Here is a 14,727-nt window from a genome sequence, read left to right on the forward strand (position 1 = left end):
TTAACCAGCATCAAGAGGTGTCACTATGCGCTTATCGTCTCTCTTTCTGAGTGTCGGGTTTTTGCTATCAAATAGCTTTGCTACCGCGGATGATTCGTGTGCTAGCGCCAATACGCAAACCGAGCTAAACCAGTGCACGGCGCAGGCCTATCAAGCGGCGGATGACGAGCTCAACGCGGTTTACCAAACCGTCGTTAGCCGTCTGGAGGACAATTCAGCGTCACTCGAAAAGCTCAGAGCGGCGCAGCGGGCGTGGATCGGCTTTCGTGATGCTGAGTGCGCGTTTGAAAGTAGTGCTGTGGAAGGCGGTAGCGCCCAACCCATGGTGCGTAACGGCTGTCTGGAAACGCTGACAGCGGAACGTACCGAGCAACTGCGTGAGCATGCTAGTTGTGAAGAGGGCGATCTCAGCTGCTCTCGGTAAACGGCGGTCAAGCGCTAGAATGCAAACCGTTGCCCCGAGGTAAAGGTGTCATCCGTGCTCGGTCAGCCGAGCGAACAGCGGCATAAGCAGCGCGAACAGCTCCGCCTGGGAGGAGATGCAGCACTTGGCGTAGAGTTGGCGGCGGAAGACCTTAACTGTCTGAAGGCTGACGCCCAGGTGTAGGCTGATCGATAGGGATGAGTGGCCTCTTAGAATAAACAGCGCCACCTCTGCCTGGCGCGGGCTTAGCCGGATGCTGTGTTGCTGATTCAGCGTCTCTCTCAGGCGTTCCTCTAAAGGGGCTGGTGCCGCTTTCATCACATCGTCAGAGCGGTAATCTTGCCAGTGTTTTTTCAGCAACGAGCTGAGGGTTAACTCGTACTGTTGCAGAACCTCAAGCTCACGCCTGTTAAAGGGCTTACCACTGGAACGATCCCTACCGAAACAAGCGGTTATCGTATCACTCTCAGTGATATTAGCGAAAACCGCTACTTCATCCAGTAGTGTGGTCTGCTGGTAGTAATTCTTATAGTAATGCGTGCGTCGAAAGTGATCGGGCGCTATATCCCTCAATCGGCGTATACCCTGAACACCGCCTCTGAGGTGCTCGCGGTAAAACGGATCCAGCAGGTAATCTCCCCCTAGATATTGGCTATCCATCGGTAGATAAACGACAGGGTCGGTGTATTCCCGATAGAGCACCGCTGGCCGGTGTTCGCCGTGATAAGCGATGATGATCAAGTTATCGAATGCCGCTAGACGTTTCACCAATGTGGAGAAGTGTTGAGGCAACGCAGGGGTCGCCAACGCCATGAGGGTATTGGCCAGTACTTCGTCAATTTCGCTATGAGTCACCAATTCCACATCCGCAGGCCCATACCACGCTGGGGTTATATACGATCCGATGAGCTGCCAATACCGTTCTAGATAGGTTGGCTACTAAGCATCTCAGTCTAGCTGGACAGCTGCAACGCCAGCAACTGAGGGTTATTAGCCGATCATTAACGGTAGCAAGCTGGTCTAGCCTCGGCGGCTGGCTTGATAAACCACCTCTTCGTTTTGTGCCGACTCAGCGATTGCCCGCTGTCGGTTCCAACGTTTCCTGGAGATGGATCATGACGGATAACAATATAAAACTGGAAAGAACCCTATCCCTAAAAGCCGTGGTGTTGTTTGGCCTTGCCTACATGACGCCATTGATCGTGCTGGGCACTTTCGGTGTGATTGCCAGCACTAGCAATGGCGCAGTACCCACTGCTTACCTCATCACTACCGTTGCCATGCTATTCACGGCATACAGCTACGGCATTATGGCGCGTACTTATCCGGTAGCCGGGTCTGCCTATACTTACGCACGCAGAGCCATCGACTCGCGTGTTGGCTTTATGGTGGGGTGGAGCGTGCTGCTGGACTATTTCTTCCTGCCGATGGTGATTTGGTTGATCGGCGCTGCTTATTTGAACGCGCGTTTTCCTGAAGTGCCGAGCTGGATATTCCTGCTCGGCTTCATCGGTATCACCACCTTCTTGAATATCTACGGCATCAAGCTTGCTTCCAAAGTGAATTCGTTGCTGATGGTCTTCCAAATACTGGTGATCGCGTTCTTCGTACTGCTTTCAATTCGTCACGTATTTGCGACCGGTGGCACTGATTCGCTTTTTAGCCTGGGGCCGTTCTTGGGTGAAGAGGCTGGTTTTACCGCGATTGCTGCGGGCGCCGCGGTGGCCGCTTACTCTTTTCTTGGCTTCGATGCCGTCACCACGCTGACCGAGGAGACCATCGAGCCAAAGCGTAATATTCCCAGAGCCATCATGCTGACTGCACTGATCGGGGGCGGTATCTACGTGCTGGTAGGTTACACAACTCAACTGGTTCACCCAGGTGGCAGTTTCGTAAACGCTGACTCCGCTGCCTTCGAGATTGCTACAACCATCGGTGCGGATCTCTTCGGAGCTATCTTTCTGGCCGGTATGGTGCTTGCCCAATTCACGTCTGGCCTGGCCGCCCAAGCGAGTGCCTCTCGGCTGCTGTTTGCCATGGGGCGGGACGCGGTACTGCCGCCGAAGCTGTTCGGTGCGCTGCACTCGCGTTTCCATACGCCAGTGTTCAACATCGTCCTCACGGGTGCTATCGGCATCATTGCCTTGTTCCTTGATGTGTTATCTGCCGCCTCGTTTATCAACTTCGGTGCCTTTATCGCCTTCACGATGGTGAACCTGTCAGTGATATTTCTGGTCAGCAAAGACGCCGATGCAAAGCGCCAGTATGGTGTGATTAGAGGGATGCTGGTGCCGCTCATCGGTGCCCTGGTTAACCTTTGGCTGATGAGTAAACTGGATATCAACGCCTTTATTCTTGGCCTGATCTGGCTTTCCATCGGTCTCGCCCAGCTGGCCTACCTGACCCGATTCTTCCGTCGCGAACCGCCGGAAGTGGCCTTTGATGAATCCGAGCCCGAGACAGCGCCCACCTCAGTAAAAGCGACCCTTTAAACGGAGATCCACTATGTCCAGAAATTTGCCTGTCCTTGTTGTGCAGGAAGCCTCGCGGCAGCACGGCATTGACTCCGAACTGCTGGACTTCGAGGCCGAGCTGGCGGTACATCTGAGCGATTTCGGTGCTGATTTTGAACAGCCAAGGATGGTGGTTTATCCAGAGCTCCATTTATGCGGTGCCACGGGTACGCCTCAGCAGCGCAGGGAGCAACTGGAAGCCGCGGCTGAACCGATCGATGGCCCTCGCCATCAGCACTTATCACGTATCGCCCGGAACCTGGGGGTATGGCTGCTGCCTGGCACAGTATGCGAGCGGGGAGAGGACGGGCACCTGTACAACACCGCGCCGGTGTATTCGCCCGAAGGTGAGCGAGTGGTCGCCTACCGTAAGTGTTTCCCCTGGCGGCCTTACGAGCCCTATCAGCCGGGAGATCGCTTTGAGGTGTTCGAAGTGCCGGGCATAGGCCGGGTCGGCCTGGCCATCTGCTACGACATCTGGTTTCCTGAGATGGTGCGTCAGCTAGCGTGGCTGGGGGCGGAGGTGATCATCAACCAAGTGGCCACCACCACCTGCGACCGCGCTCAGGAGCAAATCCTTGTGCAGGCCAATGCTATTTTCAACCAGGTGTATATGGTGAGCGCCAATTCAGCAGCGCCTGCGGGGGAAGGTCAGAGTTTGATTGTCGATCCCGAAGGCCGCATCCGCGCGAGGATGTCCGGCGCTACCCCGGGCATTCTTACCGATGTACTCAACCTGGAGGAGGTTGAGCGGGTGCGTACCTTCGGCACTGCAGGCTTGAACCGCATGTGGTCTCAGTTCCGAGACGATGACCCAGTGCTGGAATTACCCATGTATGAAGGCCGCATTGATCCACGTAAGTGGAGGGGAAAGCGGTAAGCAGCCGACCACCAATCTCTCCAACCCCGCGTTATCCCCATCCCGTGCAACTATGCCATCACCCAGGTGATGGCTATTGCCTGCAATCAGTTAATTGCTGAGATAGCTGAGCAGCTAACCCGCCCAGCGTTAACGTTACTTCTTCCCGCATCTGCGTCTGAATATCCCAACCCGTTTGCGTCCTCGCAAGGGCAACGAATGGGCGCGGATATCGCGTTTACTGAGAGCTTTTTTTATCCCTAGCAGCTCCTGCTTACCTGACAGCGTCGGCGTTGAAAGCCGAAACTTAAGATCATCAGCTGTCCTAAGCACACTGTGCTAATCTGGATTGGGTAGGTGGATCAGTTAAAGCAGTAAGACAGGTAACCGCCCAAGGCGGAGGTGCGGAGGTGCCTGGCAATGCAGCAGGCGTGCGAATTTTGGATATTCGGCCTAATGAAAATTAGCAATCATGTCTATCAATGACTTAGAGTGGATTTTGTAGGCTGCATTTGTCGGATAAACGTGCCGGCACGTTTATCCAATCATAGGGTGGGCAGTCTAATATCTGTTAGAGCGAGTTGAGTTCAACCTTTTGGAGCCAGAATGATAGTAAAACGCATAGTCTCCAATATCGCGGCAGCTAGCCCATCAGAAGCAGAGAGGTTCTATGCGGACATCTTTGGGCTCAAGGTTGTGATGGATCATGGGTGGATAAGGACCTATAGCTCGGGCGAGGAAATGACCACTCAGGTAAGCGTGGCGTCGGAAGGTGGCTCTGGCACGCCAGTCCCTGATCTCTCTATAGAAGTCGATAACTTGGAGGTTGCTTTGGAGAGAGTGACAGGCGGAAATATTGCAATAGAGTACGGACCAGTAAGTGAGCCATGGGGTGTCCGCCGGTTTTATGTACGAGATCCATTCGGGAAGCTCATTAATGTCTTACAGCACGAGTAATCCTCAAGGATTCTCTAACAATGCACATCACTTGGATGCCCTTGTCTCCGCTTCGCTGCGCCAAGGCCACCGGTGCGCTCTGCGTTATGTGATTCAAGAGTATCATGCTTGAGCTGATAGCTTATAACATACGGATTCATAGGCTTCTTAAACGCTTAGCAAAGCAACGCGTAGGAATGGTTTTGCAGCCTGGTAATGTGTGGGTTATAGAGTGTGCAGTTGAAGACAATGAAGAGACGGACGCGCTTCTTAAAACTTGCTACATGCGCGGCTGGGTTGAGCCTCTTCAGAATTCCGTGCCAAAGGGAAAGTTGGGGAATGATGGCTCATTACCGGATGGCCCTATGTTTAGTTCCTCTGGGCCAATTTGGAAGCTAACCGATTCCGGTTGGGGGGCAATCCAGCGCCGCCATCAACTTAGTATTTTGGCGCTGCTCGCAACTATTCTTGGGGGCTTCATTGCAGTCATCACATAACAATGCCAAGCACGGCGACGGCTTTTTCATCCCGGCTTCGCCTCCATTACAAAGCCGCGAGTGTTGGCGGCATTATGTGTAAGGGAAACCAAAATTAAAGGGGTCAGATCGATTTTATTTTGATCCATGTAAATGGGGCAGGTTGATTTGTTTTTAACCAAGCTGACTGATTTAAAATCTATCTGACCCCTTTTGGTTCATTGCCTCCCGTTCTTCGCCTAGCCCCTAAACCTGCGCGTAGCCCCCGTCAACGAACACCTCGCTCCCCGTCATAAAGCTGCTATCGTCGGACGCCAGGAACGCGACCGCGCCTGCGGTTTCTTTGGGATCGCCCAGACGCTCAAGCGGTACGGTCCGTTTCATCTCGCTCAGGGCTTCGGATGGGAGCAGTTCCGTCAGCTTGTCTGTTTTGGTCGGGCCAGGAGACATGACGTTCACGCGAATGCCGGTGCCCCTGAGATCATGGGCCCAACTGCGCACCAGGTTTCGGACGGCCGCCTTGGAGGCGCTGTAGATGCTCATCGCGGGGGTGCCCATGCTGCCGACCGTGGAACCGGTGAGGATGATGGAGCCGCCGTTCGTCATCAGGGGAAGGGCCTTCTGGACGGTGAAGAGGGTGCCTTTGACGTTGATGTCGAAGATGTAGTCGTAGTGCTCCTCGGTGATCTGTCCCAGGCTGGCGAATTCGCCGACGCCCGCGTTGGCTACCAGTACGTCCAGGTGTCCTTTTTCTTTCTGGATCGTTTCGAAGACGCGGTCGAGATCCTCTGGCTTTGTCACATCCGCCTGGACGCCCTGGGCGCTGGATCCCAGTGCCTCAGCCGCGTTGTCGAGGACGTCCTGGCGCCGTCCGGCGATAAAGACGAAGGCGCCTTCGTCGATGAGGCGTTGGGCCGAGGCCAGGCCGATGCCGCTGGCTCCGCCTGTGATCAGTGCGATTTTACCGTTTAGCCGGCTCATGGTTGGGTCTCCGTGTGTATTGACTCGGTTCGCTTTTACGGTATATACCCACTTACAAATGTTCAAGTATGCACCTTTTGGTAAGTATCCGTTATGGCGAAAGAAAACTCAGAAAACCCACGTTTCATTTGCGGCCTGCATGCGACGCTGCACGTGATCTCCGGGAAGTGGAAGCCTTTGATTCTGTTCTTTTTAAACAAGGGCCCGACGCGTTACGGCGAGCTCAAGCGAAGCGTCCGAGGCGTGAGCGACAAAATGTTGATCCAGCAGTTGAAGGAGCTGGAGTCCGACGGCATCGTCCAGCGAACCGACTATGGGGAGATCCCGCTGCGCGTCGACTACTCGCTGACGCCCTTCGGGGCAAGTCTGGTGCGGGCCATGGAGCCGCTTTGCGGCTGGGGCGAGGAGAACGAAGAGAGCATCGCCGCAGCGATGGAGCGCCGGAAAACTAGCCGGTAGGAAGCGAAGCCGGTTGGTGGACAGGCACCCAATCATGCCATCCGGCGAGTCCTCCGGGTAAACCTGCACATTCAGTGTTCTGGTTCGTAGCGCCATGGGTTCTGTTGGTGCAAAGTATCAAGGAGTCGGCATCCGGTATCGGGTGCCAAAACAATGGGTGAACGGGCCCATAACCAGGCGGTCAACCGGACACCATATCCCTTGCGGGCCCGGTTGACCACCGCGCGCGAGGCGTTGATGCTTGCTTCCTTCGACCTGGTCTTGCTAGACCGCACCCTGCCGGACGGGGCTGTCCCTCGTTCCTGCGATACGTGCGAGCAGTCCTGGTCTTCCATCTGGCTACGCTGATGGTCTCGTTCGCCATCCTTCTTGCTGTGACAATCCGCATCCACAGTGGTGGCCCGTACGTCGATGAGCAGATCACTCCGGTCATTGCCCGCGCCATAATACGCCAAGACGATGGCCAACTTGCCGTCCGCATGACGCCGGAGCTGGCAGAATTGCGCGAGACGACAGACGACTTATAGTTCGTTTTCGAGGATGACGCTGGTAGAAGTGTCACATTTGGGCAGGGCGAGTGGCCGCCTACCGAAAGTGCTTCCCCTGGCGGCATTACGAGCCTTATCAACCAAGAGATCGCTTTGAAGTATTCTAGGTGCCGGGGTGGATGTGATGATTATTAAGTCGTAGAAAGGCCAACGTGCGGGAGATAAGGCGGAATGAAAACGAGGCTCACGAATAAAGGGTGAAGGTTCTTGAGTCAGACCAGATTTTTTCTGTTTTCACACGGCCAGGACCCAAAGCGGCCATTCGTTACTTTAACTCTGTAAAGAAAAGTTAATTAAGGCTCAAAATTATTATGTCAGCTGCTTGATAGGCCTTAAAATTTTTACCGTGCAGTTCGTCAGTTTGGGTTGTCCATGATGTCATGACAAACAACCCATTTGAGGAAAATGTTGAGATCAAAATGTTCGGGTTAGTGCACTGTGGATAATATCCACAGTGCACGCCTGCGCGATTTATCTCCGATTTAGTCACTTAGATATTTTACTTAATAACTATCATCCTAAGTCGCAAAGCATTGCCGATAACGCTTACTGAAGAGAGTGACATCGCTGCTGCAGCAATTATTGGCGATAACAGAATGCCGGTGAAGGGGTACAAGATTCCAGCAGCAATGGGAATACCCGCCGCATTGTAGGCAAAAGCAAAAAACAGATTTTGGCGGATATTGCGCATGGTGGCTTTTGAAAGCTGGTTTGCCGTGGCAATACCGGTAAGATCCCCACGCAGTAGGGTAATTCCAGCACTTTCTATCGCCACATCGGTGCCGGTTCCCATAGCAATGCCGACATCTGCTGTTGCCAGCGCGGGGGCATCATTCACGCCGTCGCCGGCCATGACAACAATGCGCCCTTCATCGCGGAGACGCTGAATCACCCGGCCCTTGTCTTCTGGAAGTACTTCAGCTTCGACCTCATCAATGCCTAGCCGACGCGCCACAGCTTCTGCGGAGGTACGATTATCGCCTGTCAGCATCACCACTCGAATACCGTCAGCCTGTAGTGAGCGGATGGCTTCTTCGGTGGTTTCCTTGACCGGATCGGCAATGGCGAGAAGACCAGCCAAATTCCCGTCGATGCTCGCAAAGATGACTGTAGCACCGTCACTGCGCAATTGATCGGCATGTGTGTCTTGAGACTGGGTGTTAACGCCTTCGCTTTCCATCAAGAGCCGATTGCCCAGGGCAATACGCTTGCCATCTATCTGGCCTATAACGCCCATGCCGTTGGGAGCCTCGAAGTCTAATGCTTCTGTTAATTTTACCTCTGCCTCTTTAGCCTTTTCGACTATCGCATGGGCCAAGGGATGCTCGCTGCCTCGCTCAAGACTAGCTGCCAAGCGCAAAAGCTCCGATTCAGCAATGCCCTCAGTGAGAATCAACTCGGTCACTCGAGGTTTGCCTTCGGTAAGCGTGCCGGTTTTGTCGACGACGACGGTGTCGACCTTCTCTAGACGTTCAAGAGCTTCGGCGTCGCGGATCAACACACCTAACTGGGCACCGCGCCCTACACCCACCATAATCGACATGGGGGTAGCGAGGCCTAGCGCGCACGGGCAGGCAATGATCAGAACACTAACCGCCGCAATCAGGCCAAACGCCATCGGCGGGGTAGGGCCCCACAATGACCAGGCGATGAAAGCCACAACGGCAATGAGAATAACGACGGGTACAAAGATGCTGGCGACTTTGTCGGCAAGCCCTTGAATGGGTGCGCGGCTGCGCTGGGCGCTGGCGACCATTTGCACAATCTGCGACAGCATGGTGTCCTGGCCCACCTTGTCAGCGCGCATGACAAAGGATCCTTGACCATTGATACTGCCGCCAATGACGCCATCGCCGACTTCCTTTTTCACCGCTAGTGGTTCGCCGGTAACCATGGATTCGTCAACGTTGGAGCGACCTTCCATCACTTCGCCATCTAATGGCACCTTATCGCCGGGGCGCACCCGGAGACGGTCCCCTACCTGAACCTGGTCAAGGGAGATATCTTCCTCATTGCCCTGATCATCAAGGCGTCGAGCGGTAGCGGGCGCTAGGTCGAGCAGAGCGCGAATAGCGCCAGAGGTTTTTTCACGAGCGCGTAGCTCTAATACTTGTCCTAGTAAAACTAAAACGACAATCACTGCTGCCGCTTCAAAATAAACGGCCACTGAGCCATCGGCTTGACGAAAGGCATCGGGAAAGATGCCCGGTGTGAGGGTGGCCAGCAAACTGTAGATCAACGCGGTGCCGGTACCGATCGCGATTAGCGTGAACATATTAAGGCTGCGATGCACTAACGAACGCCATCCGCGTATAAAGAATGGCCAACCTGCCCAGACGACTACCGGCGTTGCCAGCAGCAGTTGAACCCAGTTAGAGGTTTGCTGGGAAATAAAATGCATAAGGCCAAACACGTGGCCACCCATTTCTAGGGCAAACACGGGCAGGGTCAGTACGAGGCCGATCCAGAAACGCCGGGTCATGTCCTTGAGTTCGTCCGAAGGGCCGGTGTCGGCAGACACAGTCTCAGGTTCCAACGCCATGCCGCAGATTGGGCAGTCGCCTGGGCCTTCTCGTCGAACTTCTGGGTGCATCGGGCAAGTATAAATAGATCCCGAGGGTGCTGACGCTTGTGACTGTTTGCTTGGCTCAAGATACGCATCAGGCTTGGCAACAAACTTTTCCTGACACTTTTCTGAGCAGAAGTACCAGGTCTTACCCGCGTGATTGGCACGGTGGTGAGTAGCATGGGGATCAACGTCCATGCCACAAACAGGGTCTTTCACCTTCGTTTCGGCATGGTCTTCAGACATCGTTCATTCTCCCCGTTTGGCGAACAAGGCGCATGGCTTCGTGCTCCTCAAGTTCCAAAAGGGAATCTAAGAGCTCTTTAGCCTCAGGAATTTCCGCTTTGCCAACGAGGGTTCGATAAAGGTTTATCGTTTGTTCATGGAAATCAAAAACCTCTCGGCAAATGTCGTCAACACTTAGCGTAGAGTAGGGAGCATCGCAAGTACGATGCGTACGGATAGGTTTATGCTCCAAATAGTCATAAGCGTAGGTTTTTAATGCTTTTGCGTCAGCAGTCTGTTCAAAGCGCGCTACAACGCGCTGCATTTCCGCTTCCTGTGCAGCTAAGTAATTGAGCAAAATGCGAGCGCGTTCTTCTTGGTGTTGATCGGCGCAATGAGCAAGACAAGCTGCAAGATGTTCATGCAGTTGACGCGTCCAATCAATCAATTCGCCAAACGTTCTAACTTCCATGGGGTAGCTCCTATAGCACGTTTAATATTAATGAGAGTGGTGCGAAGGTTCGTTTTTATCTGAGGTGTCGCGTTTGGATAGGAAAAGCCACTCTCCGAGTAAAAGACTAGCCATTACTACGCTGGCAACGATGAGCACTAACGGATCAGAGGTGGCTTTTACCCAAACAAAGCCGATTAACACGACGGCATCCAGCAGTATGGCAATACTAGGAACAACAGGATTTGCCCCACACTATCCTTGAGGTGGCGAAGCACGCCCCAGTGAATGGCCATATCCATGATCAGGTAGAAAATGATGCCTAATGCTGCGATGCGGCTCAGGTCAAAAAAGCGGTGAGCACTAAGCCAAACACGATTGTGTACACTAGTGTGTGCTTTTGCACACTGCCCGGCATATGAAAATGGCGGTGGGGAACCAACTTCATTTCTGTCAGCATGGCGAGCATGCGTGAAACGGCAAAAACACTGGCGATGATACCGCCCGCCGTTGCCAACATGGCGAGAATGACGGTAAACGCAACTGCCGCTTCACCCAGTGCGGGCCGGGCAGCGGCTGCTAGGGAATAATCCTGTGTTTCGATAATTTCAGCCAATGACAGGTTACTGGCAACGGCAAAACCGACAAGGGCATAGATCACCACGCATAGCGCAATCGAGATTGTGATAGCTTTGCCAAGATTCCTCTTAGGGTCTTTAAGCTCCGAACCACTATTGGTAATCGTCGTGAAGCCTTTAAATGCCAGTATGCCGAGCGCCGTAGCACCTAAAAAACCCGTTATCGTAGGCGTTGGTGCATCATTGCCAGAGCCCATTTCGATGGAGTCGGCGATAAACACGCCGACAATGCCAAATACGATAATGCCGCCTATTTTGATAAATCCGAGCACCGAGGCGACACCTTCGATCAAGCGGTTGGCGGATAAATTAATCAAAAAGGCTGTAAGCAGTAAGCCAACCCCGAGTAGGGGCACAAATAGCGAACGATCCCCCAGGTCAAACAGCTCAAGCGTATAAGAGCCAAACGTTCTCGCTAGAAAACTCTGTGCGATTACCATGGAAAAATACATCAGGAGTGCGTGAAAAGCGGTGGGAAGCGTCGGGCCGTACGCTTTCTGTAAATACATGCCAATCCCACCTGCCGAAGGGAAGGTATTGGACATTTTAACGTAAGAGTAAGCGCTGAAAGAGACAATGACGGCAGCGGCCAGAAAGGCCAGAGGGAATAGCCGGCCAGTCATTTCGGCCATTTGGCCGGTTAGCGCAAAGATACCGGCCCCAATCATCACGCCAGTGCCTAATGCAACGGCACCGATCAACGAAAGACTGTTTTCTTTGTATTGTGGCGTTCTATCCTGATCAGCCATGAAAACGATTCCTTATATTAATGGCAACGACAGCAGCCTTGGCTGCCAAAGACTCCTGCGCAATATTTTTTGATGTTATAGATATTAAAGATAGAACCTATGTGCAGCCACATGGCAAATGGCTCACGGAAGGGCTGATTTTGCGGGGCCACAGGCAAGTAGCTTTTACTTTAAACCAGCCAGTCTTGTTGCTGTAAAAACGCCACCTTCCGGTGGCGCGAGTTATAAAGTGCTTAACGATTTAAAACATTAACCTGACACCCGCAACCACACCGGTGTCTTCGCTACTATCTCCACTAGCACGAGAAAGGTCGGCGGTATCGCCATACTCTTTTACCCAGTAAGCGCCCACGTACGGAGCGAAGCGGCGGGTGACCTCGTAGCCGAGACGCATCCCCACACGCACTGAGTTGAGCCCCTCGCCCACACCAAACTCCTCGACTTCACTGGCAGCAACGGCAATTTCAGTACGTGGTTGAAGATAAAGGCGTTGCGTCAGGCGCAAGTCGTATTCGCCCTCAAAGCTGGCGGCTAGATCGCCGTCATCGCTCAGCTGTAGGGCGACATCGGTTTCGATGCCGTAGGGCATCACCCCTTGCAGGCCCACCACGCCATAGGTGCGCTCGGCGTGGTCATCGGAAAAGACGCCACCCTGATAACCCACGCCGCCCTGTAACTCCCAAAAGTCGGCAACCAGGGGCTGTAGAGCAGTTCAAGGGATTCGAACTCGGCATCCTCGCCGTCGCCCTGGACGTTCTCGCCTTCCGACTTAAGGTATACACGATTAATATCACCGCCGTACCAGCCTTGAAAGTCCCACACAACGGCCTCTTCGCCGTTGTCGGGTACGCTATATTCAAGGCGATCAAAGAGCGCCATCCCCATATTGTGTTCCATCATCGGGGCTGGCCAATCATTCGGCGCGTCGTAACCATCTTCCGCCTGGGCAGCGGTGGTCATGGCAAACGCTAAGCTAATGCCAGTGAAGTAGAACTTGGCTTTCATACTGCCTCCTTAAGAAACCTGAACAACGCGGAACATGCCAGCATCCATGTGATAAAGCAGATGGCAATGGAAGGCCCAACTGCCTTCGGCATCTGCCGTGATCAGCGCCGAAACCCGCTCGCCGGGCTTAACATTCAGGGTGTTTACGCGGAATCAGCTCACCCTGACCGTTTTCCAGCTCCATCCACATGCCGTGTAGGTGAATGGGGTGTTCCATCATGGTGTCGTTGATCAGTATTAAGCGCAGCCGCTCGTCTTTCTCGAAGTGAATTGGCCCAGTTACTTCGCTAAACTTCTTGCCGTCGAACGACCACATGTAGCGTTCCATGTTGCCGGTGAGGTGCAGTTCAAGCTCGCGTCTGGGCTCGCGGCGGTCGGGCCATGGCGTGAAGGCCTTCAAGTCTCGGTAAACCAGAACACGACGCTCATCGGGGTCAATGCCTATGCCCACTTGACCATAGCGTGAGCCCGGCTGGGCGTCGCCAGCTGCCAACATACCGCTTGCGAGCATGTTGCGCTGCTCTCCGGCCATGCCATTGGAGTGATCCATGTTGTTCATACCCGACATATCCGAATGGTCTATTCCTTCCATGTTGGAATGATCCATACCCTCCATATTTGACATAGCCGAGTGATCCATTTCTTCCATGCTGGCGTGGTCCATCCCCTGCATGTTCGACATGCCCGAATGGTCCATTCCTTCCATAGTGGAATGATCCATGCTGGTCATGCCGTGGGCACCCATGGCTTCCATACCGCGGTCAGCAATTTGGCGACGGTCCGGAATCTCCGCCTGCATGCCTTCGCGCGGGGCTAAAGTGGCGCGAGCGTAGCCGCTGCGATCCATGGATTCGGCGAAGATGGTGTAGGCCTGATCGTCTTCGGGTGACACCAAAACGTCGTAGGTTTCGGCAACGCCGATTCGGAACTCATCGACAGGTACGGGCTGAACCGGTTGGCCGTCGGCGGCCACTACGGTCATTTTGAGGCCGGGTATACGTACATCAAAGTAGGACATTGCCGAGCCGTTGATCACTCGCAGTCGTACACGTTCGCCCGGCTTGAACAGCGCGCTCCAGTTTTCCTCAGGGGAATGGCCGTTGAGTAGGTAGGTGTAGGTGCTGCCAGTGACATCCGCGATGTCCCGCGAACTCATACGCATTTTGGCCCACATGCCGCGCATCTCGGCGGTGGGGGCCAAGCCGTTTTGCCGTACATCGGCGAAGAAATCGGCAACCGTGCGTTCCTGGAAGTTGTAGTAGCCCTCCATGGTTTTCAGGTTGCGAAACACCGACATGGGGTCTTCAAAGGTCCAGTCGGTGAGCAGTATCACGTGCTCGCGGTCATAGCGGAAGGTTTCGCGCTCGGCGGCGTCGATAATCAGCGGCCCCACGTGGCCTAGCTGCTCCTGCATGCCGGAGTGGCTGTGATACCAGTAGGTGCCATTCTGGCGCACAGGGAAACGGTAGGTGAAGGTTTCACCGGGCGCAATGCCAGCAAAGCTTACCCTTGGTACCCCATCCATTTCCGGGGGCAGAATTAAGCCGTGCCAGTGAATGGAGGTGGACTCATCGAGCAGATTGGTGACGCGCAGCACTGCGTCCTGGCCTTCCTTCAGGCGAATCAACGGGCCGGGGCTGGTGCCGTTGATACTAAAAGTGCTCGCTTCCTGGCCATCAATCGGAATGGATTCACGCCGGATGGCCAGCGATACCACCGGGCCTTCTTCCACGCCTTTGGAATAGACGTTTGTACGCCCCCAGGGGTTGGCCCAGACGGGGCTTAAGCCCATTGCTGCGGCGGAACCTAACCCTAGCGCCGCGCCGCCTTTCAACACCTGGCGACGTGAGAGTGGGTGGGTGATGATGTTCGAACGCGTCATATAAAGCTCCCATCG

At 54.2% G+C, this 14,727-nt stretch carries 12 protein-coding genes and 2 pseudogenes; 7 read left to right on the forward strand and 7 right to left on the reverse strand.

All coding sequences use genetic code 11. The features are described from left to right. Positions 1–25 precede the first annotated feature (25 nt). A complete protein-coding gene (locus FDY98_RS01680; RefSeq protein ID WP_027958212.1) occupies positions 26–424 on the forward strand; it encodes a lysozyme inhibitor LprI family protein in 399 nt (132 codons plus the stop codon). 48 nt (positions 425–472) lie between these two features. Here FDY98_RS01680 and FDY98_RS01685 read toward each other — a convergent pair whose 3' ends face one another. Beyond that, complete coding sequence (locus FDY98_RS01685) at positions 473–1,279, reverse strand: LuxR family transcriptional regulator (RefSeq protein WP_223828037.1); 807 nt, start codon at positions 1,277–1,279, stop codon at positions 473–475. 260 nt (positions 1,280–1,539) lie between these two features. Between FDY98_RS01685 and FDY98_RS01690 the strand changes: the two genes are divergently transcribed. From FDY98_RS01690 to FDY98_RS01705, 4 genes are all read left to right on the forward strand, one after another. After that, entirely contained in the window at positions 1,540–2,916 is a 1,377-nt protein-coding gene (locus FDY98_RS01690; protein ID WP_027958214.1) for an APC family permease, read from the forward strand. 13 nt (positions 2,917–2,929) lie between these two features. Continuing rightward, complete coding sequence (locus tag FDY98_RS01695) at positions 2,930–3,817, forward strand: carbon-nitrogen hydrolase family protein (RefSeq protein WP_027958215.1); 888 nt, start codon at positions 2,930–2,932, stop codon at positions 3,815–3,817. A gap of 585 nt (positions 3,818–4,402) precedes the next feature. Then, a complete protein-coding gene (locus tag FDY98_RS01700; RefSeq protein WP_027958216.1) occupies positions 4,403–4,753 on the forward strand; it encodes a VOC family protein in 351 nt (116 codons plus the stop codon). A 104-nt stretch (positions 4,754–4,857) separates the two neighbouring features. Next, positions 4,858–5,229 carry a hypothetical protein gene (locus FDY98_RS01705; RefSeq protein ID WP_027958217.1) on the forward strand — a complete coding sequence of 124 codons (372 nt, stop codon included), beginning with the start codon at positions 4,858–4,860 and terminating at the stop codon, positions 5,227–5,229. A gap of 225 nt (positions 5,230–5,454) precedes the next feature. Here FDY98_RS01705 and FDY98_RS01710 read toward each other — a convergent pair whose 3' ends face one another. Next, the gene (locus FDY98_RS01710; RefSeq protein ID WP_027958218.1) at positions 5,455–6,189 is read right to left on the reverse strand and encodes an SDR family NAD(P)-dependent oxidoreductase; all 735 of its coding nucleotides are present in this window, start codon (positions 6,187–6,189) and stop codon (positions 5,455–5,457) included. A 93-nt stretch (positions 6,190–6,282) separates the two neighbouring features. Between FDY98_RS01710 and FDY98_RS01715 the strand changes: the two genes are divergently transcribed. Together FDY98_RS01715 and FDY98_RS01720 are read left to right on the forward strand one after the other, a co-directional pair. Continuing rightward, positions 6,283–6,648, forward strand: a complete 366-nt coding sequence (locus FDY98_RS01715; protein WP_027958219.1) for a winged helix-turn-helix transcriptional regulator — start codon at positions 6,283–6,285, stop codon at positions 6,646–6,648. Positions 6,649–7,022: 374 nt separating this feature from the next. Further along, on the forward strand, positions 7,023–7,175 hold the full coding sequence (locus FDY98_RS01720) for a hypothetical protein (RefSeq protein WP_155705665.1): 153 nt from the start codon (positions 7,023–7,025) through the stop codon (positions 7,173–7,175). A 520-nt stretch (positions 7,176–7,695) separates the two neighbouring features. Here the strand turns inward: FDY98_RS01720 and FDY98_RS01725 are convergent. The 5 genes and pseudogenes from FDY98_RS01725 to FDY98_RS01745 all read right to left on the reverse strand — a co-directional run bounded on the left by FDY98_RS01725 (position 7,696) and on the right by FDY98_RS01745 (position 14,712). Further along, positions 7,696–10,008 carry a heavy metal translocating P-type ATPase gene (locus FDY98_RS01725; RefSeq protein WP_027958222.1) on the reverse strand — a complete coding sequence of 771 codons (2,313 nt, stop codon included), beginning with the start codon at positions 10,006–10,008 and terminating at the stop codon, positions 7,696–7,698. Beyond that, entirely contained in the window at positions 10,001–10,459 is a 459-nt protein-coding gene (locus tag FDY98_RS01730; protein ID WP_027958223.1) for a hypothetical protein, read from the reverse strand. Before FDY98_RS01730 ends, FDY98_RS01725 begins: the two co-directional genes overlap by 8 nt. A gap of 319 nt (positions 10,460–10,778) precedes the next feature. Then, complete coding sequence (locus FDY98_RS01735) at positions 10,779–11,825, reverse strand: APC family permease (protein ID WP_340146639.1); 1,047 nt, start codon at positions 11,823–11,825, stop codon at positions 10,779–10,781. Between the two features lie 241 nt (positions 11,826–12,066). Continuing rightward, positions 12,067–12,830, reverse strand: a pseudogene (locus FDY98_RS01740) (copper resistance protein B). A gap of 9 nt (positions 12,831–12,839) precedes the next feature. Beyond that, a pseudogene (locus FDY98_RS01745) lies at positions 12,840–14,712 on the reverse strand (copper resistance system multicopper oxidase). Positions 14,713–14,727 lie beyond the last annotated feature (15 nt).

This window comes from Halomonas sp. PA16-9, from assembly GCF_009728585.1.
In the GTDB taxonomy this organism is placed as follows: Bacteria; Pseudomonadota; Gammaproteobacteria; order Pseudomonadales; family Halomonadaceae; genus Vreelandella; species Vreelandella titanicae.

Excerpts from the sequence above, each read along its gene's own strand:
- FDY98_RS01680 (WP_027958212.1), top strand. The coding sequence starts at position 26 with ATGCGCTTATCGTCTCTCTTTCTGAGTGTCGGGTTTTTGCTATCAAAT.
- FDY98_RS01690 (WP_027958214.1), top strand. The coding sequence starts at position 1,540 with ATGACGGATAACAATATAAAACTGGAAAGAACCCTATCCCTAAAAGCC.
- FDY98_RS01695 (WP_027958215.1), top strand. The coding sequence starts at position 2,930 with ATGTCCAGAAATTTGCCTGTCCTTGTTGTGCAGGAAGCCTCGCGGCAG.
- FDY98_RS01700 (WP_027958216.1), top strand. The coding sequence starts at position 4,403 with ATGATAGTAAAACGCATAGTCTCCAATATCGCGGCAGCTAGCCCATCA.
- FDY98_RS01705 (WP_027958217.1), top strand. The coding sequence starts at position 4,858 with ATGCTTGAGCTGATAGCTTATAACATACGGATTCATAGGCTTCTTAAA.
- FDY98_RS01710 (WP_027958218.1), bottom strand. The coding sequence starts at position 6,189 with ATGAGCCGGCTAAACGGTAAAATCGCACTGATCACAGGCGGAGCCAGC.
- FDY98_RS01715 (WP_027958219.1), top strand. The coding sequence starts at position 6,283 with ATGGCGAAAGAAAACTCAGAAAACCCACGTTTCATTTGCGGCCTGCAT.
- FDY98_RS01725 (WP_027958222.1), bottom strand. The coding sequence starts at position 10,008 with ATGTCTGAAGACCATGCCGAAACGAAGGTGAAAGACCCTGTTTGTGGC.
- FDY98_RS01730 (WP_027958223.1), bottom strand. The coding sequence starts at position 10,459 with ATGGAAGTTAGAACGTTTGGCGAATTGATTGATTGGACGCGTCAACTG.
- FDY98_RS01735 (WP_340146639.1), bottom strand. The coding sequence starts at position 11,825 with ATGGCTGATCAGGATAGAACGCCACAATACAAAGAAAACAGTCTTTCG.